This window comes from Nocardioides jiangxiensis (genome assembly GCF_030580915.1).
Lineage (GTDB): Bacteria > Actinomycetota > Actinomycetes > Propionibacteriales > Nocardioidaceae > Nocardioides > Nocardioides jiangxiensis.
The window spans coordinates 376150-400080 of sequence record NZ_JAUQTA010000001.1; the positions used below are offsets into that span (position 1 = coordinate 376150).

The 23931-nt window shown below is 72.3% G+C and carries 21 protein-coding genes, 1 tRNA gene and 1 other RNA gene; 11 read left to right on the plus strand and 12 right to left on the minus strand.

Features of this window, described 5'->3' with window-relative positions; translation table 11 throughout:
* Positions 1-10 precede the first annotated feature (10 nt).
* Both map and Q5722_RS01895 read left to right on the plus strand, forming a co-directional pair.
* Positions 11-868, plus strand: coding sequence for a type I methionyl aminopeptidase (gene map / locus Q5722_RS01890; protein WP_305026517.1), 858 nt, complete (start codon positions 11-13; stop codon positions 866-868).
* A 100-nt stretch (positions 869-968) separates the two neighbouring features.
* A complete protein-coding gene (locus tag Q5722_RS01895) occupies positions 969-1685 on the plus strand; it encodes a L,D-transpeptidase family protein (protein WP_305026518.1) in 717 nt (238 codons plus the stop codon).
* A gap of 4 nt (positions 1686-1689) precedes the next feature.
* Here Q5722_RS01895 and Q5722_RS01900 read toward each other — a convergent pair whose 3' ends face one another.
* Positions 1690-2103, minus strand: a complete 414-nt coding sequence (locus Q5722_RS01900; protein ID WP_305026519.1) for a tetratricopeptide repeat protein — start codon at positions 2101-2103, stop codon at positions 1690-1692.
* A 121-nt stretch (positions 2104-2224) separates the two neighbouring features.
* Between Q5722_RS01900 and Q5722_RS01905 the strand changes: the two genes are divergently transcribed.
* Genes Q5722_RS01905 through Q5722_RS01915 form a run of 3 tightly spaced genes read left to right on the plus strand, consistent with a single transcriptional unit; the run spans position 2225 to position 5579 of the window.
* Positions 2225-3811 (plus strand): circularly permuted type 2 ATP-grasp protein, encoded by a 1587-nt coding sequence (locus tag Q5722_RS01905; RefSeq protein WP_305026520.1) that lies wholly within the window; start codon positions 2225-2227, stop codon positions 3809-3811.
* Complete coding sequence (locus Q5722_RS01910; RefSeq protein ID WP_305026521.1) at positions 3805-4740, plus strand: alpha-E domain-containing protein; 936 nt, start codon at positions 3805-3807, stop codon at positions 4738-4740. The genes Q5722_RS01905 and Q5722_RS01910 overlap by 7 nt, the downstream gene beginning before the upstream one ends.
* On the plus strand, positions 4740-5579 hold the full coding sequence (locus Q5722_RS01915) for a transglutaminase family protein (RefSeq protein ID WP_305026522.1): 840 nt from the start codon (positions 4740-4742) through the stop codon (positions 5577-5579). The genes Q5722_RS01910 and Q5722_RS01915 overlap by 1 nt, the downstream gene beginning before the upstream one ends.
* Before the next feature lie 12 nt (positions 5580-5591).
* On the opposite strand, the gene Q5722_RS01920 is transcribed toward Q5722_RS01915, so the two are convergent.
* Positions 5592-5930, minus strand: coding sequence for a hypothetical protein (locus Q5722_RS01920; protein ID WP_305026523.1), 339 nt, complete (start codon positions 5928-5930; stop codon positions 5592-5594).
* 200 nt (positions 5931-6130) lie between these two features.
* On the opposite strand from Q5722_RS01920, the gene Q5722_RS01925 reads away from it, so the two are divergent.
* The 5 genes from Q5722_RS01925 to Q5722_RS01945 are packed head-to-tail and all read left to right on the plus strand — an operon-like array spanning position 6131 to position 13724.
* The gene (locus Q5722_RS01925) at positions 6131-7567 is read left to right on the plus strand and encodes a cytochrome ubiquinol oxidase subunit I (RefSeq protein ID WP_305026524.1); all 1437 of its coding nucleotides are present in this window, start codon (positions 6131-6133) and stop codon (positions 7565-7567) included.
* 20 nt (positions 7568-7587) lie between these two features.
* On the plus strand, positions 7588-8610 hold the full coding sequence (gene cydB, locus Q5722_RS01930) for a cytochrome d ubiquinol oxidase subunit II (RefSeq protein WP_305026525.1): 1023 nt from the start codon (positions 7588-7590) through the stop codon (positions 8608-8610).
* Positions 8607-11972, plus strand: coding sequence for a thiol reductant ABC exporter subunit CydD (gene cydD / locus Q5722_RS01935; RefSeq protein ID WP_305026526.1), 3366 nt, complete (start codon positions 8607-8609; stop codon positions 11970-11972). Before cydB ends, cydD begins: the two co-directional genes overlap by 4 nt.
* Positions 11959-12900, plus strand: a complete 942-nt coding sequence (locus Q5722_RS01940) for a universal stress protein (protein WP_305026527.1) — start codon at positions 11959-11961, stop codon at positions 12898-12900. Before cydD ends, Q5722_RS01940 begins: the two co-directional genes overlap by 14 nt.
* Positions 12900-13724: an SDR family NAD(P)-dependent oxidoreductase gene (locus tag Q5722_RS01945; RefSeq protein ID WP_305026528.1), complete on the plus strand. Its 825-nt coding sequence runs from the start codon at positions 12900-12902 to the stop codon at positions 13722-13724. The genes Q5722_RS01940 and Q5722_RS01945 overlap by 1 nt, the downstream gene beginning before the upstream one ends.
* A 52-nt stretch (positions 13725-13776) precedes the next feature.
* On the opposite strand, the gene rnpB is transcribed toward Q5722_RS01945, so the two are convergent.
* An RNA gene (rnpB, locus tag Q5722_RS01950) (RNase P RNA component class A) lies at positions 13777-14163 on the minus strand.
* Between the two features lie 25 nt (positions 14164-14188).
* A complete protein-coding gene (locus tag Q5722_RS01955; protein ID WP_305026529.1) occupies positions 14189-15631 on the minus strand; it encodes an RNB domain-containing ribonuclease in 1443 nt (480 codons plus the stop codon).
* A 57-nt stretch (positions 15632-15688) separates the two neighbouring features.
* On the opposite strand from Q5722_RS01955, the gene yaaA reads away from it, so the two are divergent.
* Complete coding sequence (yaaA, locus tag Q5722_RS01960; RefSeq protein ID WP_305026530.1) at positions 15689-16504, plus strand: peroxide stress protein YaaA; 816 nt, start codon at positions 15689-15691, stop codon at positions 16502-16504.
* Positions 16505-16510: 6 nt separating this feature from the next.
* Here yaaA and Q5722_RS01965 read toward each other — a convergent pair whose 3' ends face one another.
* From Q5722_RS01965 to Q5722_RS02000, 8 genes are all read right to left on the minus strand, one after another.
* Complete coding sequence (locus Q5722_RS01965) at positions 16511-17254, minus strand: histidine phosphatase family protein (protein ID WP_305026531.1); 744 nt, start codon at positions 17252-17254, stop codon at positions 16511-16513.
* A gap of 4 nt (positions 17255-17258) precedes the next feature.
* Complete coding sequence (locus Q5722_RS01970; RefSeq protein WP_305026532.1) at positions 17259-17999, minus strand: zinc ribbon domain-containing protein; 741 nt, start codon at positions 17997-17999, stop codon at positions 17259-17261.
* A 30-nt stretch (positions 18000-18029) separates the two neighbouring features.
* The gene (locus Q5722_RS01975; protein ID WP_305026533.1) at positions 18030-19151 is read right to left on the minus strand and encodes a Nif3-like dinuclear metal center hexameric protein; all 1122 of its coding nucleotides are present in this window, start codon (positions 19149-19151) and stop codon (positions 18030-18032) included.
* A 13-nt stretch (positions 19152-19164) separates the two neighbouring features.
* Positions 19165-19914, minus strand: a complete 750-nt coding sequence (locus Q5722_RS01980; RefSeq protein ID WP_305026534.1) for a CHAD domain-containing protein — start codon at positions 19912-19914, stop codon at positions 19165-19167.
* Positions 19915-19930: 16 nt separating this feature from the next.
* Positions 19931-21463, minus strand: coding sequence for an AMP-binding protein (locus tag Q5722_RS01985; protein ID WP_305026535.1), 1533 nt, complete (start codon positions 21461-21463; stop codon positions 19931-19933).
* A gap of 76 nt (positions 21464-21539) precedes the next feature.
* Positions 21540-21614, minus strand: a tRNA-Val gene (locus tag Q5722_RS01990).
* A gap of 212 nt (positions 21615-21826) precedes the next feature.
* Positions 21827-22324 carry a peroxiredoxin gene (locus tag Q5722_RS01995; protein ID WP_369415007.1) on the minus strand — a complete coding sequence of 166 codons (498 nt, stop codon included), beginning with the start codon at positions 22322-22324 and terminating at the stop codon, positions 21827-21829.
* A gap of 2 nt (positions 22325-22326) precedes the next feature.
* On the minus strand, positions 22327-23925 hold the full coding sequence (locus Q5722_RS02000) for an AMP-binding protein (RefSeq protein ID WP_305026536.1): 1599 nt from the start codon (positions 23923-23925) through the stop codon (positions 22327-22329).
* Positions 23926-23931 lie beyond the last annotated feature (6 nt).

A 23931-nucleotide genomic window follows, 5' to 3' on the forward strand; every position in this document is an offset into this window, starting at 1 on the left:
ACTCGCCCTCATGCCTGTCGCTGCTCCTGTCGCCCCCGGCGTGGTCTCCCCGCGCCGCCCCGTGCCCGCCTCCATCCCGCGACCGGAGTACGTCGACAAGCCGGCACCGGCGAAGTTCACCGGATCCGAGGTCAAGGACGCCGAGACGATCGAGAAGATGCGCATCGCAGGCAGGCTCGCCGCGCAGGCGCGCGAGCTCGTCGGTGCCGCCGTCACGCCGGGCATCACCACGGACGAGCTGGACCGGATCGGCCACGAGTTCCTCTGCGACCACGGCGCCTACCCGTCGACCCTGGGCTACCGCGGCTTCCCGAAGTCCCTCTGCTCGAGCGTCAACGAGGTCATCTGCCACGGCATCCCGGACAGCCGGGTTGTCGAGGACGGCGACATCGTCAACATCGACATCACGGCGTACCTCGACGGCGTGCACGGCGACACCAACGCGACGTACCTGGCCGGCGAGGTGGACGAGGAGTCGCGACTGCTCGTGGAGCGGACGAAGGAGTCTCTCGACCGCGCGATCAAGGCCGTGAAGCCGGGCCGCAACATCAGCGTGATCGGCCGGGTCATCGAGTCCTATGCCAAGCGCTTCGGCTACGGCGTGGTGCGGGACTTCACCGGCCACGGCATCGGCACGTCGTTCCACAGCGGCCTGATCATCCCCCACTACGACCAGTCGCACTACGACGACCTGATCCAGGTCGGGATGACCTTCACCATCGAGCCCATGCTCAACCTCGGCACCCACGAGTACACGATGTGGCCCGACAACTGGACGGTCGTCACCAAGGACCTCAAGCGGAGCGCGCAGTTCGAGCACACCCTGCTGGTCACGCCCGACGGCGCCGAGGTCCTCACCAACCCCTGATCGCCCGTACGCCGGCCCGGCGCCGGCGGCTTGCCTGCGGAGTGCAACCTCCCGGGGGCCTGGCGCGTCTCATGGATGACCGCACATCCCGGAGGCACCCATGTCGCACCTCGGCTCCACCCTCGTCGCCCTCGTGACCACCTCGCTCGCCGTGGCCGGCATGGTCAGCGCCGCTCCCCCGGCGACGGCCGCTCAGACCGTCGCCTCGGCACAGCGGCTGCTCAACGACCTCGGCTGCGACGCGGGCGTCGCGGACGGTGTCTTCGGCACCCGCAGCAAGGCGGCGGTGATCAAGTTCCAGGCCGCGAACGCGCTCGCGCAGACGGCGTCGCTCGACACCGCGACCTGGCGCCGGCTGGGCGCCGCCACCAAGGTGCGGTGCGACCGGAGGCCGGTACCGGCCGGCTCCGGAAGCGGCCGCCGGATCGTCGTCTCGCGGACCCAGAACTACGTCTGGCTGGTCCGCGCCGATGGCACCGTGCGCTGGCAGGGCGGCGTGATCGACAACCCGTCGGTCTTCGGCACCGGGACCTACCCGAGCGGTGCGGCGTGCGGGCGACCGGCCCACGTGCTGCACAACACCGACTACTCCGGCACCCTCCGCCTCGACCACTACAGCAGGATCCGCACCGGCCTCTGCGGTGTGGGCTTCCACCGCGTGCCGGTGCGGAAGTCCGACGGCACGCAGATCCATGCCGACTGGCTGCTGGGCACCAACCTCAAGGAGTCCCACGGCTGCCTGCGCGTGACCGCGCGGACGGCACAGGAGATCTGGGACTTCACCCAGTCCTCCGTGCCGGTGGTGTTCAGGCCCTGAGCCGTCAGAGGCCCATCAGGTGCCGCTCGACGCGCAGCACCGCGGCCTCGTGCTCCGGATCGCCGGTCATCGCGCCGGCCAGCCGCAGGTGCGGCAGGGCATCGGCGTACCGGCTCTGGCGCTCGAGGGAGCGGCCCAGCGCGTGACGCGCCCAGGCGTCGTCGGGGACCTCCTCGACCAGCGTGCGGAGCTCGGCCTCGGCCTTCTGCAGCTGGGCGCGCATCAGGTAGGCCCAGGCACGCAGGCTGCGCAGGCCCCGGTTCTCCGGCTCGTCCGCGAGCGCCTTGTCGACCAGCTCGAGCGCCTTGGCAGGCTCACGCCGGACCAGCAGGTCGTACGCCGTGGCGTACGCCCGCTCGGGCGCCTCCTGCAAGGGGAAGACGAGGGCGGGGGCGGTGATCTCGAACTGCTCGGACATGCCGCCTCAACGCACGTTCGGGCCGTGCTGTTCCCGTGACGCAATCGGTTTCGTGCAACGACGACCCCGCGGTCATGTGTCCGCAACATGACGGAAACCCCACCTCCCTACGTTGCTGCGCATGCAGGGACCGTTCGACGCCTACACGCCAGGGCTCGCCTACGACGAGATGTTCGACGAGACGAGCCAGTCGCGGCAGCCCTACGCGATGCTCCACGACGCGTTCGAGGCGCTCTCCGCCACGGAGCTGAAGTCGCGCGTCGACGCGCTCGCAGCCAGCTACCTCGACCAGGGTGTCACGTTCGACATCGGCGGCGAGGAGCGGGCGTTCCCGCTCGACATCCTGCCGCGCGTCATCGAGGCCGATGCCTGGGCCTCCGTCGACGTCGGCGTCCAGCAGCGCGTGAAGGCGCTCGAGCTCTTCCTCGCCGACGTCTACGACGCCGGCCGGGTCTTCGACGACGGGGTCATCCCGCGTGCGGTCATCACGACCTCGAGCCACTACCACCGGGCCGCTGCGAGCGTCGCCCCGCCGAACGGCGTACGCGTGCACGTGTCGGGCATCGACCTGATCCGCGACGCGAACGGCGAGTTCCGGGTGCTCGAGGACAACGTGCGCGTGCCGTCCGGTGTCTCCTACGTGCTCACCAACCGGCGCGCCATCTCCGGCGCGCTGCCCGAGACGTTCAGCCACCACCGGGTGCGGTCGGTGGCGGCCTACCCCCAGCGACTGCTCGCCGCCCTGCGTGCCGCGGCGCCTGCCGGCGTGAGCGACCCGCGTGTCGTCGTGCTCACGCCGGGTGTCTTCAACGGCGCCTACTTCGAGCACGCCCTGCTGGCCCGTCGCATGGGCGTCGAGCTGGTCGAGGGACGCGACCTGGTCTGCCGGCGCGGACGCGTCATGATGCGCACGACGCAGGGCCTGGCCCAGGTGCACGTGATCTACCGCCGGGTCGACGACGAGTTCCTCGACCCGGTGCACTTCCGCGGCGACTCGCTGCTCGGCTGCCCCGGCCTGGTCAACGCGGCCCGCGCCGGCAACGTGACGCTCGCCAACGCGATCGGCAACGGCGTCGCCGACGACAAGCTGGTCTACACCTACATGCCGGACCTGATCCGCTACTACCTCGGCGAGGAGCCGGTGCTCCGCAACGTCGACACCTGGCGCTGCGGCGAGCCGGACCACCTCGAGGAGGTCCTGGACCGGCTCGGCGAGCTCGTGCTCAAGCCGGTCGACGGCTCGGGCGGCAAGGGCATCGTCATCGGCCCCCACGCCACCCCCGAGGAGCTCGACGAGCTCCGCGTGAAGGTGACCGAGGACCCGCGCTCGTGGATCGCCCAGCCCGTCGTGCAGCTCTCCACCGTGCCGACGTACGCCAACGGGCAGATGGCGCCGCGCCACGTGGACCTGCGGCCGTTCGCGGTCAATGACGGCGACAACGTGTGGGTGCTGCCCGGTGGCCTGACCCGGGTGGCGCTCGCCGAGGGCGAGCTCATCGTCAACTCCTCGCGCGGCGGAGGGTCGAAGGACACCTGGGTGATCTCCGGCGGACCGGTCGACGTCGAGGTGCTGCCCGCGCGGCCGGACGTCCCGGAGAAGCCGTCCCCGCAGAGCACAGGCCCTCGCCTGACGGCGACGCAGCAACCGGAGCAGCAGGAACAGGCAGGCCCGCCCACCACGGCAGCAGAGGAGGACGACGCATGCTGAGCCGGATCGCGGAGTCCCTGTTCTGGATCGGACGGTACGTCGAGCGCGCCGAGGACACCGCACGCATCCTCGACGTCCAGCTCCAGCTCATGCTGGAGGACGCCACCGTCGACGAGGACCTCACCTGCCGCACGCTGCTCTCGATCATGGGCGTGGAGGCCGAGCTCGGCCCCCGGCTGACCTCGCGGGAGGTCCTCGACCTCCTCGCCTACGACCTGGACTCCCCCGCCTCGATCGCCTCGGTGCTCGCAGCGTCGCGCGAGTCCGCACGCCGGGCCCGCGAGACGCTCTCGGAGCCGCTGTGGGAGGCGATCAACACCACGTGGCGGACGATCCCGTCGGGCCGGTTCACCACGTTGCGGCCGCCGGCTGTCTTCGGCTGGGTACGCGACCGGGCGGCGCTGATCAACGGCACGGCCGACGCGACGATGACCCGTGACGAGGGCTGGCAGTTCCTCGTCCTGGGCCGCTCCATCGAGCGGGCCGACATGACCGCGCGGCTGGTGGCGACGGCAGCCCTGGCCGCATCCGGGTCGTCGACCGCCTGGACCTCGACGCTCCGCGCCTGCGGTGGCTACGAGGCGTTCCTGCGGACCTACGGCGGCCTGGAGGCCGACCGCGAGGCGGCGGAGTTCCTGCTCCTGGACCGGGTCTTCCCGCGCTCGGTGGTCTACGCGCTCTCCCGCGCCGAGCAGTGCCTGCAGAACCTCGACTCCGGGGGATCACGCGCCGGCTTCCAGAACGACGCCCAGCGGCTCATCGGCCGCACCCGGGCCGACCTCGAGTACCGCTCGCTGAGCGACGTCCTCGCGGACCTGCCCAACGAGATGGAGCGGCTGCAGCAGACCTGCGCAGCCGCGACCGATGCGATCGCCCGGCGGTACTTCGCCGGGTCCGAGGCCACCGAGTGGCATGGAGGTCGGGTCTGATGCAGCTGCGGATCGTCCACACGACCGGCTACCAGTACGCCGGCGGCGCGAAGGCGTCGTACAACGAGGCACGCCTGACGCCGACGACGTCGGCCGAGCAGATCGTCGTCCACAGCCGGCTGGACATCTCCCCCACGCCCTGGACCTACGGCTACCGGGACTACTTCGGCGCCGAGGTGGCGGCCTTCGAGATCACCGAGCCCCACGACACGCTGCGGGTCACCTCCGTGGCCACGGTGCACACCAACCGCCCGGTCGCCTCGCCGCCCGCCCTGGCCTGGGCCGAGCTCACCTCCGACGAGGTGGCCGACCTGCACTGCGAGTACCTCGCCACCGACGACCTCGTCGCGTGTCCGGAAGACCTGCTGGAGGCCTCCCGCGGGATCGCCGCGCGGTCCACCCGCCCGGGCGCCGCGGCCCGGGAGATCTGCGCCCTCGTCCACGACGCGATGGCCTACGAGCCGGGCTCGACCGACGTCCTCACCACTGCGGCCGCTGCCTGGGAGCAGCGCGCGGGCGTGTGCCAGGACCTCGTGCACCTGGTGATCGGGGCGCTGCGCGCCATCGGCATCCCGGCCCGCTACGTCTCCGGCTACCTGCACCCGACCGCGGAGCCGCTCGTCGGCGTGACCGTTGCCGGCGAGTCGCACGCCTGGGTCGAGTGGTGGGACGCCGGCTGGCGAGGCTTCGACCCGACGACCGACGAGCCCGTGGGCAACCGGCACGTCTCCATCGCCGCCGGCCGCGACTACCGCGACGTGCGGCCGCTGGCGGGGATCTACAGCGGCGGGTGCACCTCGTCGATGTTCGTCGACGTGCAGATCACGCGCCTGGCCTGACGGCCCGGTGCGTCAGTTGAGCTCGACGTCCCACATCCGCATCGCTGCTGCGAGCAGGGAACCGGGGACGTCGGGGTTCAGCGCGTCACCGACGAAGACAGCCACCCCGCGGAGCGTTCCCTCACCCCGCCAGCCGAGGGACCGGGCGAACGCCGTCGCGGGCCCGTTGTCGAGCGCCGAGCACTGCTCGAGGAACGCGCGCCAGGACGTGCCCCGGAACTCGCCGTCGATGGGGCTGCCCGTCAGCATGCTCAGGAAGGAGACCTCGACCAGGCCGTCGGGCCGGATGATCAGCCCCTGACGGGGGCGCTGCGTCTCGTCTGTCGCAGCAGAATCAGTTGCCGTGCTCATTGGAGCCTCCGTCCGGGCCCCACCGAGTAAAGGGACTGCTCTGTCGACACTACGCCTGTCCTCCCCGGATGTCGCTGCGAGGGGCGAAAGTCCCGCCCGGACAGGCTCTCCGCCGGTGGGCGGGTGCGTGGGGCGCTGCCTAGCGTGGGTGGGGCCGGAGGCCTGCCGGCGAGCTTCCCCCTGACACCAGGAGCACCCTCGTGGACCCGACCGACATCGCGCGGTGGCAGTTCGCCATCACCACCGTCTACCACTTCCTCTTCGTGCCGATCACGATCGGTCTCTCGGCGATCATCGCGGGCTACGAGATCACCTGGGTCCGCACCGGGGACGAGCGCTGGCTGCGGCTGACGAAGTTCTTCGGCAAGCTCTTCCTCATCAACTTCGCCATCGGCGTCGTGACCGGGATCGTGCAGGAGTTCCAGTTCGGCATGAACTGGAGCGACTACTCGCGCTTCGTGGGAGACGTCTTCGGCGCGCCCCTCGCCATCGAGGGCCTGCTCGCCTTCTTCCTCGAGTCGACCTTCCTCGGGCTGTGGATCTTCGGCTGGGACCGGCTCTCCCCCAGGCTGCACGCCGCCTGCATCACGCTCGTGCACATCGGCACCGTGTTCTCGGCCTACTTCATCCTCGCCGCGAACTCCTGGATGCAGCACCCGGTCGGCTATGCCTTCAACCCGGAGACCGGCCGCGCGGAGATGGACGACTTCGCTGCCGTGCTCCTCAACAAGGTGCAGCTGGTGACCTTCCCTCACGTGCTGCTGTCCGCCTACCTGACCGGTGCCGCCTTCGTCGTCGGCGTGGGTCTCTGGCACCTGCGTCGCAGCACCACGGAAGAGGCGGACCGGACCTACCGTCCGGCCGTCCGCGCCGGCGCGTGGGTCATGCTGGCCGCAGCGGCGGGCGTCTTCGTGACCGGCGACCTGCAGGGCAAGGTCATGACCGAGGTCCAGCCGATGAAGATGGCAGCTGCCGAAGGGCTCTACACGACGGAGAAGCCGGCCGCCTTCTCCGTCTTCCAGCTCGGCACGCTCGACGGTGCCCACGAGACCTTCTCGGTCAAGATCCCCGGCCTGCTCTCGTTCCTCGCGACGGGCTCGCCGGAGGGTGAGGTCACGGGCATCGACGACCTCCGCGCCGCCTACGAGAAGACCTACGGGGCCGATCCCGGAGCGGCGTACTACTCCCCCGGCGACTACACACCGGTGATTCCGCTCACCTACTGGACCTTCCGCCTGATGATCGGCCTCGGCGTCGTCGGCGCCGCGGTCGCGGCATGGGTCCTGTGGGCGACCAGGAAGGGCCGCACCCCGCAGGGACGGAGCGTCCTCGCTGCCGCTGTCGCGGTGCCCTTCCTCCCCCTCCTCGCCAACTCCTTCGGGTGGATCTTCACCGAGATGGGGCGCCAGCCCTGGGCCGTCTTCGGCCTGATGACCACCGAGCACTCCGTCTCGCCCGGGCTCACCACTGCCGAGGCATGGACCTCGCTGCTCGCCCTGACCGCCGTGTACGGCGTGCTCGCAGTCGTCGAGGTGCGCCTGCTGCTCACGTGGATCCGCCAGGGCGCCGAGGACGCGCAGCCCGCGACGGACCCCGACCGAGCCGGCGGGGACCGTCCGCTCGCGTTCGCCTACTGACGCCTCGAGAAGAGAAGCCCATGGAGCTCACCACCGTCTGGTTCATCCTCATCGCCGTCCTGTGGATCGGCTACTTCACCCTCGAGGGGTTCGACTTCGGCGTCGGCCTGCTGCTGCCGGTCCTCGCCCGCGACGACACCGAGCGCCGGGTCATGATCAACACGATCGGGCCGGTCTGGGACGGCAACGAGGTCTGGCTGCTGGTGGCTGGCGGCGCCACCTTCGCCGCCTTCCCGGAGTGGTACGCCACGCTGTTCAGCGGCTTCTACCTGCCGCTCCTGCTGATCCTCCTCGCGCTCATCGTGCGCGGCCTCGCCTTCGAGTACCGCGCGAAGCGGCCCGAGGCGAGCTGGAAGGCGAGCTGGGACCGCGCGATCATCGTCGGCTCGTTCGTCCCCGCCGTGCTGTGGGGCGTGGCCTTCGCCAACATCCTGCGGGGTGTGCCGATCAACGCCCACCTGGAGTACGCCGGCGGGTTCCTCGACCTGCTCAACCCCTACGCCCTGCTCGGTGGCCTGACCACGCTCGCCCTCTTCGTCACCCACGGAGCGCTCTTCGTGGCCCTGAAGACCGACGGAGAGATCCGCCACCGTGCCCGGCGGCTCGCGGTGCCCGCGGTGGCGGTGAGCGCCGTCCTCGCGGTCGTGTTCCTGGCCTGGACCCAGCAGCAGACCGGCACGACCGCATCGGCGCTGGCCTTCGTGCTCGCCGCGCTCGCGCTGGTCGGGGCGGGGCTCACCGCCCACGCGGGACGCGAGGGGTGGGCGTTCCTCGGCACGTTCGCGACGATCGCGCTGGCGGTCGCGGGGCTCTTCCTCGCCCTCTTCCCCGACGTCATGCCGAGCACGCTGGCCGGGGGCACGAGCCTGACCACGACCAACGCCGCCGCGACGGCGTACACGCTGCGGATCATGAGCGTGACCGCGGTGGTCTTCACGCCTCTGGTCCTGGCGTACCAGGGCTGGACCTACTGGGTGTTCCGCCAGCGCATCGCGACCCACCACATCCCGGAGTCACCCGTCGCGACCGCAGCAGCGCGATGAAGCCGACCGACCCACGCCTGCGGGCCCTGCTGGCTCCGGCGCGAACCCAGCTGGCCGGGGTCGTCGGCGCGGGAGTGGCCGGCGGCCTCCTGGTGCTCGCCCAGGCGTGGGTCGTGGCCGGCCTGGTGGTCTCCGTCCTCGACGGTGCCGACATCCGGGGGTGGTCGATCGCGGTCGTGGTCGTGCTCTCCCTGCGAGCCGCGGCCGCCGCGCTCAGCGACGCGTGCGCCACCCGCGCCGCCTCGGTCGTCGGCACCGTCCTCCGCCACCGCCTCGTCCGGGCGTACGTCGACCGGGCCGGCGTGGACGGCGGCACCGGCGAGGAGGCAGTGCTCGCGACCCGCGGTGTCGCGGCCGCCGAGCCCTACCTGACGCGCTACGTGCCCGCCGTCGTCGTGGCAGCGCTGCTGCCGCCGCTCACCGTGGTCGCGATCGCCACCCAAGACCTGCTCAGCGCCGTGATCGTCCTCGCGACCCTGCCGCTCGTCCCGGTCTTCGGCGCCCTGGTCGGACTGGCCACCCGCGACCGCGCCGACGAGCAGTGGCAGGCGATGGCGGCGCTCTCGGGGCACTTCCTCGACGTGGTGCGCGGCCTGCCCACGCTGGTCGCACACCGGCGAGCGCGCGCGCAGTCGTCGCGGATCGCGGAGGTCACCGACCGGTACCGTCGCGCCTCGCTGCGCACGCTGCGCATCGCCTTCGCCTCCTCCGCCGTGCTGGAGCTGGTGGCGACCCTGTCCGTCGCACTCGTCGCCGTCACCGTCGGCGTACGGCTGGCAGGTGGCACGCTCGGGCTGCACACCGCGCTCGTCGTCCTGCTCCTCGCCCCCGAGGCCTACTGGCCACTCCGGCGGGTGGGGGCGGAGTTCCACGCCGCCGCGGAGGGCGCGGCGACCTTCACCGCCGCCCACGACCTGCTGGCACCGGACGCCTCCCCTGCGCTCGACGGGGCGGCTCCCGACGGGGCCGACCTCGTGCTCGACGGAGTGACGGTGAGCTGGCCCGGGCGGGCTGTGCCGGCGATCAGGGACCTGTCGGCCGTCGTGCCCGCACGGGGGCTCACCGCGCTCACCGGTCCCTCCGGATGCGGCAAGTCCACACTCCTGGCCGCGATCGCAGGTCTCCTCCCCCTCGGCGCAGGGAGGATCTCCTCGGGCGGTGTCGCCGTCGGCGGAGCGGCGTGGCAGGCCCAGGTCGCGTGGCTCCCCCAGCAGCCGCGCTTCGTGGCGGGGAGCATCGCCGACAACCTGCGGATCGCCCAGCCCGCAGCGACCGACGCAGCCCTGTGGACGGCGCTGCGAGAGGTCGCCCTCGAGGAACACGTCCGGGCCCTCCCCCTCGGGCTCGACACCCCGCTCGGGGAGGACGGCACGACCCTCTCCGCGGGTGAGCGCGCTCGACTCGCCCTGGCCAGGGCCGTGCTGAGCGACCGGCCCTGGGTGCTCCTCGACGAGCCGACGGCGCACCTCGACGACCTGACCGAGCAGGTCCTGGCCGACACGCTGGTCACGCTCGCGCAGCGCCGCGGAGTCGTGGTCGTGACCCATCGCCCGCGCCTGGTCGCGCTCGCCGGCACCGTCATCGAGGTGCCCATGGCCCCGACGCTCCCGGGGCCCCGCCGCCCGGCTGCGAGGTCGCTCTCGTCGAGCCTGCCCCCGCCGCCCGTGGAGGCGCGCGACCGCGTCCGTCACGAACGACGAGGCCTGCTCGGCGCCGGTGCCGTGGGTGCCCTCGCCTCGGCCTCCGGCGTCGCCCTCACCGCGACGGCGGGCTGGCTGATCGTGCAGGCCTCCTCGCGGCCTCCGGTCCTCACCCTGATGGTCGCGATCGTCGGCGTCCGGGCCTTCGGACTGGCCCGCCCGATCCTGCGCTACGTGGAGCGGGTGTGGTCGCACGACGCGGCCCTGCGCCTGCTCGCCCGGCGGCGCGTGGAGGTGTACGACGCCCTGGTGCCACTGGTCCCGGGCCGCCTGGGTCGCCGTCGCGGTGACGTGCTGAACACCGTGGTGGACGACGTCGACAGCGTCGTCGAGCAGCAGCTGCGGGTCCGCCTGCCGCTGCTCCAGTTCACCGTGGTCGGCGTCATGGCGTGCGTGGTCGCCTGGGTCCTGCTGGACGCCGCGTCGCTGGTGGTCGCCTCGTCGCTGGTCCTCGGGTGGGCCGCCTTCCTCCTCGCGCGACGTGGTGCCCACGCTGCGGAGCACCAGCTCGTCGACCTCCGTGCCGCCCTGTCGGAGACGGTCGTCGAGACCGTCCAGGTCGCGAGCGAGCTGCGCATGTGGCAGCGCACGCTGCTGGAGGCCGACCGGACGGCCCTGCTCAGCGCCCGCATCGGTGCGGTGCAGGCGGCCGCGACCGCGTGGCTCGTCGCGGGGCGCACCCTCGTGCTCGTCGGCACCGGCGCCGCAGTGGCGGCGATGGCATCGGTCACCGCCGGCCCGGTCGCTGACCGCTCGTTGGCGGGTCCCGTGATGGCGCTGCTCGTCCTGCTCCCGCTGGCCCTCGCCGACGTGGCGGTGCCGTGTGCCGATGCCGGCGTGCTCGCGGCCCGCACGGCTGCGGCCCGGGAGCGGCTGCGCGCCCTCGAGTCCGCCTCCCCGGCCGTGGCGGAGGTCGACGACCCCGCCGCCGCAGCAGGCCTTGCGGTGTCGTTCGAGGACGTCGCCGCACGCTGGAGCCCCGACGGCCCCGTGACGGCGCCGGTCACCCTCGACCTGCAGCGCGGTGACCGGGTCGCACTGGTCGGCCGGTCGGGTTCGGGCAAGAGCACCGCGGCAGCGGTGCTCCTCCGGTTCCTGGACCCCGCCAGCGGCGACGCGCGGTTCGGTGGGGCGGCCCTGCAGCGGCTCGCGCCCGACGACGTACGCCGACAGGTCGGGCTGCTGGACGAGCACCCCCACGTGTTCGCGACGACCCTCGTCGAGAACGTCCGTCTCGCCCGGCCGCATGCAAGCGACGCGGAGGTGGAGGACGCCCTGCGCCGCGCCCACCTCGGCACCTGGCTCGACGGGCTCCCCGATGGGCTGGGCACCTGGCTCGGCGTCGGGCACGGCGGGCTCTCGGGCGGTGAGCGTGCCCGGCTCGGCCTGGCCCGATCGTTGCTGGCCGACCACGCCGTGCTCGTGCTGGACGAGCCGACCGCGCACCTCGACGCCCCGACTGCAGCAGCGCTCGCCCGCGAGGTCCTGACCGGGCACCGGGACCGCTCGGTGCTCTGGATCGACCACGGCCCGGTGGGCCTCGAGCTCGTGGACCGCACGGTCGTGCTCCCTCCGGGGGCCGAAGGTCCCCCGCATGCGGGGGCCACGGGCCGTACCGGGCGCGGCGGGGACGTCGCACGCTGGATCCATGACCACGACTGACACCACCCCCTCCATCCCGGCCAGCAGCATCGTCGTCGCCACCGACGGATCCGACGACGCCCGGCGCGCAGTCCGGTGGGCTGCGGACCAGGCCTCCCGCGAGCACCGCCCGCTCACCGTCCTCGCCACGGCCCACGCCGAGGTCCTCCCGGCCGGCGGCATCGGCACCATGAGCGCGGCCTATGCCTACGACCCCCAGCAGCTGCTCGCCGATGCACACGAGACGGCGCAGGCGGGGGCCCGCCTCGCGCACGCCCTGCACCCGGACCTCGACGTCACCGGCATCGCCCAGTTCGGTGCCGCCCGTCACGTCCTCATCGAGCTGTCGCACCAGGTCCACATGATCGTCCTCGGGTCGCGGGGCCGCGGATTCCTCCGCAGCAAGCTGCTCGGCTCGGTGAGCGCTGCGGTCAGCCGCGACGCCGCCTGCCCCGTTGTCGTCTGCCGCCCGGTGCCCCGCGACCAGTCCGCCCAGGGAGGCATCCTCGTCGGCGCCGACGGCACGCCCGAGTCCCTGCCGGTCATCGAGTTCGCCTTCCGCCAGGCCTCGCTCACGGGCGAGACGCTCACCGTGGTCCACGCCGTGTGGGACGAGCTGGCTGCCGTCCAGGGCCCCGGACCGGTCTCCGCCACGGAGCCCGACCTCGAGGCGTACCGGCTGCTCCTCGGCGAGAGCGTCGCCGGGATCTCGCCGAAGTTCCCCGACGTCCCGCTCGACCTCCGGCTCGCCCGCGGAATGGCGCAGGACTGCCTGCAGGACACCAGCGGGATGTGGAGCACCATCATCGTCGGCCGGCACCCCGTCGACTCGTTCGCACGCCTGGTCACCAGCACGGTCGCCACGGCGGTCATCGAGCGCGCCCACACGACCGTGGTGGTCGTGCCGCAGGCGGGCACCACCACCGCCGCGGGCGAGGAGGAGGCGTGATGGGCACCGTCGCACCAGCGCCGCTGGGCTTGCCCTCGCTGACCGACCTGGTCTCCCTCGCCGGCCGGACGGCGATCGTCACCGGTGGCGCCATGGGGATCGGACGCGGCATCGTCGAGCGCCTCAGCGAGGCAGGCGCCTCGGTCGTGATCGCGGACGCCGACCTGGCAGCCGCGGAGGCCACGGCGGAGGAGCTGACGGCCCGGGGACGCTCGGCCTTCGCGATGTTCGCCGACGTCGGCGAACCCGACGACGTGCGCCGGCTCGTGGCGGACACGATCGGCTGGCGCGGGCAGGTCGACGTCCTCGTGAACAACGCCGGCATCTTCCCGAGCGTTCCCGTGCTCGACATGGCGCCCGAGGACTTCGACCGGGTGATCAGGACGAACCTCCGTGGCACCTACCTCTGCTCACGCGAGGTGGCGCTGCGCATGCGCAGCCGGGGCACGGGCCGGATCATCAACGTGACCTCGATCGACGCCCTGCACCCCTCCGCCGTCGGCCTGGCGCACTACGACGCGTCCAAGCACGGCGTGTGGGGCTTCACCAAGAACCTCGCCCTGGAGCTCGCGCCTCACGGGATCCAGGTGAACGCCGTCGCACCGGGTGCGGTCGCCACCCCCGGTGCGGCCGCCATGCAGGCGGCGGCAGGAGCCGGGGGCGACCAGGAGGCGGTGCTGGCGGCCTTCCTCGAGCGCGTCCCGATGCAACGGATCGGCGCGCCGGACGACATCGCACGCGCCGTCCTCTTCCTCGCCAGCGACCTCGCGTCGTACGTCACGGGCGTCCAGCTGGTCGTCGACGGCGGCCGCCTCCTCGCCTGACGCGGCGGGTGGCCGGGCGTCGTGCGCATCGCGGGGTCCGGAGCCGTGGATGCGGAAGGGCTGGCTCATAGGCCGGGTTCTGTTCCCCGGCCGGCCTCACGACCGACCGGCTGGCGACCATCCATCTAGGCCTGCCGTTGCCGACAGGCTCGAGCGCTCTACCCGTGTGCTCCGGCGGGCCGCCTTCTGACCGGCGAACCGGTCGCACACACTGTTTGAACTTGCTCCGGGTGGGGTTTACCTAGCTACGCCGGTCACCCGGCGTACTGGTGGTCTCTTGCACCACCGTTTCACCCTTACCTGTTGCCAGGCGGTCTGTTCTCTGTGGCACTGTCCCGCGGGTCACCCCGGGTCGCCGCTAGCGACCACCCTGCCCTGTGGAGCCCGGACCTTCCTCGGCCGCTCCCGAGGGAGCGAACGCGGTCGCCCGGCCAGCCCTTCCGCAGGCGTGAGTGTAGTGCCGATCAGGCGCTGAAGGTCACCCGTCGCTTCACCGGGTCCGCCTCCACGAGCTTCACCTGGATCTCCTCGCCGAGCGGGAGGGTGCCGGTGCTCGTCGCGTCCGCCTCGACGGCAGGCTCGGCGATCGTGATCCGGCCACGGCTCGGCCGCTTCTCGTCCACGTCGACGACGACGGCGTCGAACGTCTCGCCCACGCGGGAGGAGAGCACGCCGGCCTCGACGAGGTCGAGCACACCGCCCTCGTAGCTGCGCGCGCGGCGTCCCGACTCGCGCATCGTCTCGGCGAGGGTGTCGAGCCGCGCGAGCACCCAGTCCGGCACCGGCTCGCCCGCACAGAGCGCGACGCAGCACTCGAGGGCGTAGCGGTCGACGAGCCGCCGGATCGGCGCGGTCACGTGGGCGTACTCCGCGGCGATGGCGCTGTGGCGGGTCTGCTCCGGCTTCGTGCCGTTGAACCCGACGTAGCCGGCGCCGCGCAGCAGGCTGGTGGACGCAGCCGCCACCGCGGCGTGGGCGGGCTTCGTCGGGTCCAGCGTGCGCAGGAACGCCGGGTAGTCCTGACCCGCGGGCCAGTCCACCTTCAGCGCGTGCGCCGTACGCCGGAGCCGGGCGACGTCACGCGGGTCCGGGTCGGGCAGCGTGCGCAGGATGCCGACGCCACCGTCGAGCATGATCCTCGCCGCCGCCATGCCGGTGAGCAGCGAGATCTGGGCGTTCCACTGCTCGACCGGCGCCTGCGCGCGGAACTCCAGGCGCCAGGTGTCGCCGTCGACGTCGATCTCCTGCTCGGGGATCGGCAGGGTGACTCCGCCCCGTTCGGCCTCGAGGGCCAGCCGGAGCTCGCCCACCTCCTTCAGCAGGCCGAAGACCGGATCGGCGGTGCCGGCGTCGATGTCACCCTGCACCCCGTCGTAGGAGAGCTTCGCGCGTGACGTCACCAGCGCGCGCTCGACCTTGGCGTCGGTCTGGTTGCCCTGCGCGTCCAGGGTGATGGTCCACAACAGGGCGGGCCGGACCTGGCCGGGCAGCAGCGACCCGGCCGCCTCGGAGATCGGCTTCGGGTGCAGCGGGATCTTGTCGTCGGCTCCGTAGAGCGTCTCGCCGCGCTGGTTGGCCTCCACGTCGACCGGGTCACCCGGCGCGATGAAGGCGGCGAGGTCGGCGATCGCGTAGTGCACGACGTAGCCGGTGTCGGCCTTCTCGATGTGGAGCGCCTGGTCGAGGTCCATGGCGCCCTCGGGATCGATGGTGACGAGCGGGACGTCGGTGCGGTCCAGCTGCGGGAGACGGGGCCCGGCCGCCGCCTTCTCCGCGGCTGCTTCGACGTCCGGTGCGAACTCCGGGGTCACCCCGAGCTCGCCTTGCAGCGCCTTCACCCCCGCGCGCAGCGTCGCTGCAGCGACGCCGTCGGAGACGGAACGGACCCGGACCACGCGCTTCGCCATGTCCAGCACCCTAGCCACTGGCCCCGCGACGACACGCCCCACCATTAGCCTTGGCGGGTGCTGATCCTGCTTCCCCCGAGCGAGGGCAAGGCCGCGCCCCGGCGCGGGAAGCCGCTCGACCTGGCCGCCCTCGGCTCCCCCGCGCTCACGCCCGCTCGCGAGCGCGTCCTCGACGCCCTCGTCGAGCTGTGCGACGTCCACCGTGACCCGTCGGTGCCGACCCAGAACGCGCTCCTGCTCGAGCAGGCCGCGGCCACCCTCGGGCTCGGCGTGTCCCAGTCCGACCTGGTCGACCTCAACGCCCGTCTGCGCACGGCCCCGACCGCGCGCGCCGACCGGATCTACACCGGTGTCCTCTACGACGCCCTCGACTTCGCCACGCTCTCGCCCGCCGCCAAGCGCCGCGCGAACACCCGCATCGGCATCGCCTCCTCGCTCTTCGGCCTCGTACGGCCCGGCGACCCCATCCCCTCCTACCGGCTCTCGGGAGACGTCGCGCTCCCCGGCCTCGGTGCCGTCGCCGGGGTGTGGCGCGAGGCCCTGGAGCCGGTCATGGCCGAGGCGCTCGGCTCCGGACTGCTCGTCGACCTCCGGTCCGGGATGTACGCCGCGTTCTGGCGCCCGCCGGCCGACCTCGCCACCCGCGTGGCCACCGTCCGGGTGCTGCACGAGCACAACGGCACCCGCAAGGTCGTGTCGCACTTCAACAAGGCGACCAAGGGCCGGATCGTCCGCGCCGTCCTCGAGCACGGCGGCGCGCCGCGCACACCTGACGGCTTCGCCGACCTGCTCGTCGAGCTCGGCTGGGACGTCGAGGTGCACGAACCGACGAAGAAGGGCACCCAGCTCGACGTCGTGGTCAGCGAGCTCTGAGGGGACTCAGAGCGGGAACGCGCCGTCCCAGTGCGCTCCCGGGGTCGCGTTGAACACCCGCATCGACGCCATCGGCTGGTCGCCCGTCTCGCCGCCGAGGAACCAGCTCAGCACGGTCACCGACGCGGGCTGGAGCTCCATCCGGTAGAGCGACTCCAGTGGTGCACCGAGCGCCTGGGCCACGAGCGTCTTGATCGGCGTCACGTGGCTGACCAGCACGACGGTCTTGCCGGCGTGGGACTCGATGACCCGCTCGAGGCCGGCCAGCACGCGGGCCTGGACCGTGCGGAAGGACTCGCCGCCGCCCGGGGCGTGGTCGAGGTCCCCGAACCACGACGTCAGCTCGTCGGGGTAGGCCTCGGAGACCTCCATGAAGGTCATCCCGTCCCAGGTGCCGAACTCCATCTCGGCGAAGCCGTCGTCGACGAGCACCTCGTGGTGACCGAGCACCTCCGCGATGATCTCGGCGGACTCGAGGGTGCGGCGTACCGGCGAGGAGAGAACGACGTCGACCTGGTCGGCCACGGTCGCCAGCCACTGCGCCGTCTCGCGCACGTGGCGCCGGCCCAGCTCGTTCAGCGGCGGGTTCGCGGAAGCGAGGCCGCCGGAGAAGCGCTTGTCGGTGGTGTGGTCGGTCTCGCCGTGGCGGACCAGCACGATCCGGGTCGGCGCCATGCCGGGCCGGCCCCAGCCGCGTGCCGGTGCGGAGCTCGTCGACCCGTCGAGGCCGGCCGTCTGGCCTTGGGTCATCGGCTCAGATGCCCGACTCGGAGGTGCGGACCAGGATCCGCTCGCACTCCGGGCAGCGGAGCACCTCGTCGGCCGGCGCCTTGGCCAGCTCGGCCAGGTCGCCGGGGTTGAGGGTCAGCTGGCATCCGCCGCAGGTGCGGGCGCGCAGGGCTCCTGCGCCGATGCCGCGCGACTCGTGCAGGCGGTCGTAGAGGGCGAGCAGCGGAGCGTCGACGCCGACGACCGCGTCGACGCGCCGGCGCTGGGCGCCGTCGAGCTCGCGCTCCAGCGAGACCGACTTCTCCAGGCGACGGGCCTCGAGGACCTCACGCTGCTCGACGGACTCGGCGACGGCCTGCTCCGCCTTGGCGAGCTCGATCTGTGCGGCCTCGAGCATCTCCATGACCTCGAGCTCCTCGTCCTCGAGAACGCCGATGCGGCGCTCGAGCGACTCCAGCTCGTGGGTCATCGCCTGGATCTGCTTGGGGTCGGTGATGACGCCCTGCTCGAGCCGGCTGCGGTCGCGCTCGCGGCGCGCACGGACCTGCTCGACGTCGGCGTCGGCCTTCTTCTGCTCCTTGGTCAGGTCGTCGACCCGGATCTTCGCGTCACGCATCCGGTTGGTGCGCGCGGTCTCCTCCGCAGCGAGCGTGGCGAGCTCGGCGATCTCCGGGAGCGAGGTCAGCTGGTGCTTCAGCTGGGCGATGCGGGCGTCGAGGTCCGCGACCTCGAGAAGCTGGGCCTGGACGGCGGGATCGGCCTTCACCGGTGACTCCTGGGTTGAGTTGTTGCGAGCTCAGATCCGCGCGGTCCACGGATCCGTGCGGATCGTGCTGACGCGGGTCTCCACCGTATCGCCCAACGCCTCCTGCAGCTTCGCCCGGACCACCGGAAGCCACGTCCACTCCGCTGACCAGTGGGCGACGTCGATGAGCGCGGGGCCTCCGGCCTCGAGGAACTCGGCCGCCCGGTGGTGCCGCAGGTCCGACGTCACGTAGACGTCGACGTCGGAGCCGGCGAGCCGGTCGAGGAGGAAGTCGCCGGCCCCACCGCACACGGCGACCCGCTTGACCTCGCGGTCAGGCTGGCCCGCGACGCGTACGCCGCCCGCGGTCTCCGGCAGCGCGGCGGCCACGGACTCCGCGAAGGCGGCCAGCGTCATCGGCTCGATGACGCCACGGCGCCCGGTGCCGGCCTCGGCGATGCCGGGATCCGCCACCTCCACGACGCTGTAGGCGGGCTGCTCGTAGGGATGGGCGGCGAGGAGCGCCCGCACGACGTCGGCGCGACGGCTGCGGGGCAGCACGACCTCGATCCGCTCCTCGGGCACCACCTCGAGGTTGCCGACCGTGCCGATCGCCGGGTCCGCACCCTCGAGCGGACGGAAGCGTCCCTCCCCCGGGCTCTGGAACGAGCAGTGGTCGTAGTGGCCGATCGCCCCGGCTCCCGCCTCCGCCATGGCGGCCCGGACGGGCGCGGCAGCGTCGGCGGGCACGTAGACGGCGAGCCGGTCGAGGGCCTCCGCCGGTGCCGGGACGAGTGGCGCCAGGTCCGTCAGCCCCAGGGCCTTCGCCATCGCCTCGGAGACCCCGTCGACGGCCTGGTCGGCGTTGGTGTGGGCGGTCAGCAGCGCACAACCGGCCCCGGCGAGCGTCGCCGCGGTGCGGCCCTTCGGCGTGGTCGCTGCGAAGCTCGTCACCGGGGTGAGGAAGAGCGGATGGTGCACGACGAGCAGGTCGGCACCCCACTCCGCAGCCTCGCGGGCCACCGCCTCCGTCGGGTCGACCGCGAAGAGGACCTTCCTGACCGGCGCCGCGGGATCGCCCAGCACGAGACCGACCGCGTCCCACGAGTCCGCCGTGGCCGGCGGGTACCAGGAGTGCAGGAGGGAGACGACGTCACCGAGGGTCTGGCTCATGCGCCCACCCTATTCACGCGAGCCCACCGAGGCAGTCCGTGGCCGCCACCTCGAGCCGGCCGACGAGGCGCAGCGCCTCCGGACGTGCTGCGGGCTCCACCGGCGCGGCCGCCAGCCAGCGCGCGGCGACCGTGAGGTCGTGGTGCGTGCCGAGCACCCGCTGGACGTGCTGCTGTCGAGCGGCCTGGCCGACCTTCCCGGTCACCTCGGCGGCGTAGCGCGCCCTCTTGGCCGCCTTGCGCGCGTCGTGAAGCGCATCGGGGTCCCCGCAGGCACCTGCCAGTCGCTTCGCCGCCCGCCGCGCAGCCGCACGCGCCCGCTTGCGCATCCGGACGTCGCCGGGCGCCGTCGCCTCCAGCACCGCGCTGAAGCGGCTGCGCAGCTCGCCGTCGTCCGCGGCCGCCACCGCCGCGGAGGCGTCGTGCCACGCTGCCTCGAGCTCGGCACCGAGGCGGTCGTGGATCCACCCGGACAGTGCATCGGAGATCTCGCCCGCCACGCCCGTCACGAAGACGTCGTCCAGCACCTGGAGGTCGCGGACCGTCCCCAGCCGCCGTGCATGCGCCACCAGCGCGGCGTCCAGCTGGCGTGCGGGGCCCGAGGGGAAGCACGCCCGGAAGGTCCGCAGCGTGCTGCGGGCCCGGCGTACGGCGACGCGGCTGGTGCGCACCGCCGAGCGGTCGCCGTCGCGCAGGCGGGCCGTCGCGTCGAGCAGCGCCCGCTCCTGGTCGGCGAGGTACCGCCGGGCCGCTCCCGCCCCCATCTCGTCGGTCCGGCCCTCAGTTGACCGCGCGTTCGCGGCCCTCCCAGTACGGCGCCCGCAGCTTGAACTTCTGCAGCTTGCCCGTGGCAGTCCGGTCGAGCACGTCGCGGAACTCGACCGACGTCGGTGCCTTGTAGCCGGCCAGGCGCCCCTTGCACCACGCGATCAGCGTCGCTTCGTCGACGGTGCCATCCGGCGTACGGACGACGAGGGCCTTGATCGTCTCGCCCCACTTCTCGCTCGGCACGCCGATCACCGCCACCTCGGCGACGTCGGGGTGGGAGAAGAGGCAGTCCTCGACCTCGATGGAGGATACGTTCTCGCCGCCGGTGATGATCACGTCCTTCTTGCGGTCGCTGATGGTCAGGTAGCCCTCGTCGTCGATCACGCCGCCGTCGCCGGTGTGGAACCAGCCTCCGGCGAGCGCCTTGGCGGACTCCTCGGGCTGCTCCCAGTAGCCCTCCAGCACGTGGTTGCCGCGCGCGAGCACCTCGCCCTCGGCGTCGGTGCGGACCCGGATGCCGATCGCCGGCGCGCCGGCCCGCACGAGCTTGGCCGCACGGTCCTCCGGCGCGAGCTCGTCCCACTCCGCGCGGCGACGGTTGACCGTCAGCAGCGGGGAGGTCTCGGTGAGCCCGTAGATCTGGATGAACTCCCAGCCGAGCTCCTGCTCCATCCGCACGATCACCTTGGTCGGCGGCGGCGCCCCCGCGCAGATGACCCGCACCCGGTCACGGCCGGGCACCTCGCCCTCCCACTGCGGCAGGGCGTCGAGCACGGCACTCACGACGGCCGGCGCGGCGCACATCAACGTGACACCGTGCTGCTCCACGCGGCGGAGGATCTCCAGGCCGTCGACCTTGCGCAGCAGCACCTGCGGGACGCCGAGGCCCGTCGTCACGAACGGCATCGTCCAGCCGTTGCAGTGGAACAGCGGCAGCGTGTGCAGGTAGACGTCGCGGTCGCTGACGCCCAGGTGCAGGCCCATCATCACGGTGTTCGTCCAGATGTTGCGGTGGGTGATCTGGACGCCCTTGGGCCGCGCGGTGGTGCCGGAGGTGTAGTTGATCGTGGCCGTCGCCGCCTCGTCGTGCTGCCATGCCTTCGGCTCCGCGCCCGGCGGCGCGTAGAGGTCCTCGTCGTCGCCCAGCACGAAGGTGTGCTCGCACTCGACGCCGGCCAGCGCCTCGGCGAGCTCCGGGTCGACGTAGAGCACGCGGGCGCCCGAGTGCCCGACGATGTAGCGGATCTCCTCGACGGAGAGCCGGAAGTTGACCGGCACGAGGACCCGGCCCCACCCCGGCACGCCGAAGAGGGAGGTCAGCAGCCGCGCACTGTTCTGCGAGACCACGGCGACCCGGTCGCCCGGCTCGATGCCCAGCTCGTCCAGCTTCGCGGCCTGGCGCCGGGCGAGGTCCGCGACCTCCCGCCAGGTCAGCCGCGGCAGCGGCGGGGCAGGCTGGTCGGGTTCGTCGAGGAGGGCGACCCGGTCGGCGTAGACGGTCTCGGCGCGGTCCAGGAAGTCCCGGACACTGAAGGGCACGAACATGGGACCGACTGTGGCACGAGCCACACCGGCACCGCGAGGGCTACGCGCCGAGCGGCACGAACCGCACGACGAACGGTGGTGGGCGCGGAGGGGTTCGAACCCCCGACCGTCCGGGTGTAAACCGGAAGCTCTACCGCTGAGCTACACGCCCGTGGCCCGCAGACGGGCCTCCGGAACCCTACGCGAGACGAGGCGCGAGGGCGGAATCAACCCCGGAAATGAAAGATGCGACCGCCGGGGTCTCGGGTCCCCAGCGGTCGCAACACCTGAATCCTGTCGCATCGACGACCACGTTGTCCGGCGAATCCATGAAATAGCCGGAACCCGTCCTGACTGGTCCAGACCAGTTGGTCCCTGCGTCGTTCAGCCGAGCGCGCGGAGCTGCTCCAGGTGCGTGGCCAGGTCGCGTGCCTCGTGACGCGCGTTGTGCATCGCCCAGCGCACCACGCCGTCGGTGTCGACGAGGAACGACGAGCGCTCGGGTGATCCCTTCGCTGCGTTGAACACGCCGTACGCCGACGAGACCGCGCCGTGCGGCCAGAAGTCGGAGAGCAGCGGGAAGTTGAGCGAGTCCTGGTCGGCGAAGGCCCGCAGCGAGTACGTCGGGTCGCACGAGATCGCGAGCAGCTCGCTGTCGAAGGTCAGGAACTCGTCGAGGCGGTCGCGCACTCCCCCGAGCTCACCGGTGCAGACTCCGGAGAACGCGTACGGGTAGAAGAAGAGGAGCACCGACTTCCGCCCGCGGTAGGACGACAGCCTGACGTCCTGGCCGAACTGGTCACGCAGGGTGAAGTCCGGGGCCAGGTCTCCGGCGACAGGACGCACGGCTCCGTCCCCGGGCATGGCAGGCGCAGCGCTCACGATCAGGACCCCGGGGTCCAGGTCACGAGCTCACGCTTGAGGATCTTGCCGGTGGCGTTGCGCGGCAGCTCGGGCACGAAGACGATCTCGCGCGGCACCTTGAAGCGGGCGAGGTTGTCGCGCACGTGCTCCTTGAGCTGCTCCTCGGTGAGGGTCGAGCCCTCCTCGACGACCACGAAGCCGCGCAGGCGCTTGCCGAAGTCGGGGTCGTCGACGCCGACACAGGCAGCCTCGACGACGCCGTCGATGCGGACGAGGCAGTCCTCGACCTCCTGCGGGAAGAGGTTCTCACCGCCGGAGACGATCATGTCGTCGTCGCGGCCCTCGACGAAGAGCCGGCCCTCGCTGTCGAAGCGACCGACGTCGCCCGACGACATGAGACCGTCGATGACGGCCTTGCCGCCGCCACCGGTGTAGCCCTCGAAGAGGATCGAGTTGCCGACGAAGATCCGGCCGGAGTCGAGCGGGCCGACCGGCTTGTCGTTGCCGTCGAAGAGGCGCACGGTCGCCCCCAGCGGCGGCTTGCCCGCCGTGCCCGGCGCGGAGCGCATGTCCTCGGGCGTGGCGATCGAGGCATAGGCGACCTCGGTCGAGCCGTAGGTGTTGTAGAGGTTGTCGCCGAAGGCGTCCATCCACTCCGTGGCGAGGTCGCCGGGCAGCGCCGAGCCCGACGAGGCGACGACCTTGAGGCGGGACAGGTCGTACTTCGCGCGGGTCTCGGCCGGGAGCTGCAGCACGCGCTGGAGGAAGACCGGGATGACGATCGCTCCGTCGCAACGCTGCTCGTCGAGGATCCGGAGGAACTCCTCCGGGTCGAAGCGGCGCGAGAGGACGATGGTCGTCTCCAGGAGCATCGCGAGCATCCAGTGCGCGAGGCCCCAGGTGTGGAACAGCGGGGCGGCGACGTGGATCCGCTGGCCGCGCTTGAACGGGATGCGCGAGAGCAGCGCAGCCGCGGCGTCGAGGCCGGCCTCCGACCGCGGGGCACCCTTCGGCGTACCGGTGGTGCCGGAGGTCAGGATGATGATCCGGCCCTGGCGCGAGGGTGCCTTCGGCGCGGCCGTCGGCGAGGTCGCGATCAGCGTCTCCACGTCGGGTACGCCCTGCGTGTCGCCGTCGACCCACGCGATGACGCGCGTGACACCCTCGACGGAGGAGAGGAGACCGGTGAACTCCTGGTCGTAGACGACCACCGTCGGCTTCTCGCGCTCGATGACCTCGGCCAGCTGCGGGCCGGCGAAGGCCGTGTTGAGGTAGAGCATGTCCGCGCCGAGCTTCGCGGTCGCGATGGAGGCATCGACGAAGCCGCGGTGGTTGCGGCACATGATCGCGACGCTGTCACCGGCACTCACCCCGAGGCCGGCGAGGGCGTGGGCGAGCGCGTTGGAGCGCTCGTCGATCTGCTGGTAGGTGAGCTCACCGAGCTCGTCGATCAGGCCGATCGCCCGCGGCGCACGGTGCGCCAGGGCGGTGAAGCCGCCGGCCGGACCGAGGCCGAAGCCCTTGAGCGTGACCAGCGTCTTCACGCCGGCGAGCGGGCCGATCGGACGGACCATGCCCGCGCGGGCGAGGACACGCAGGACCTGAGGGACGTTCTGCACAGTGGT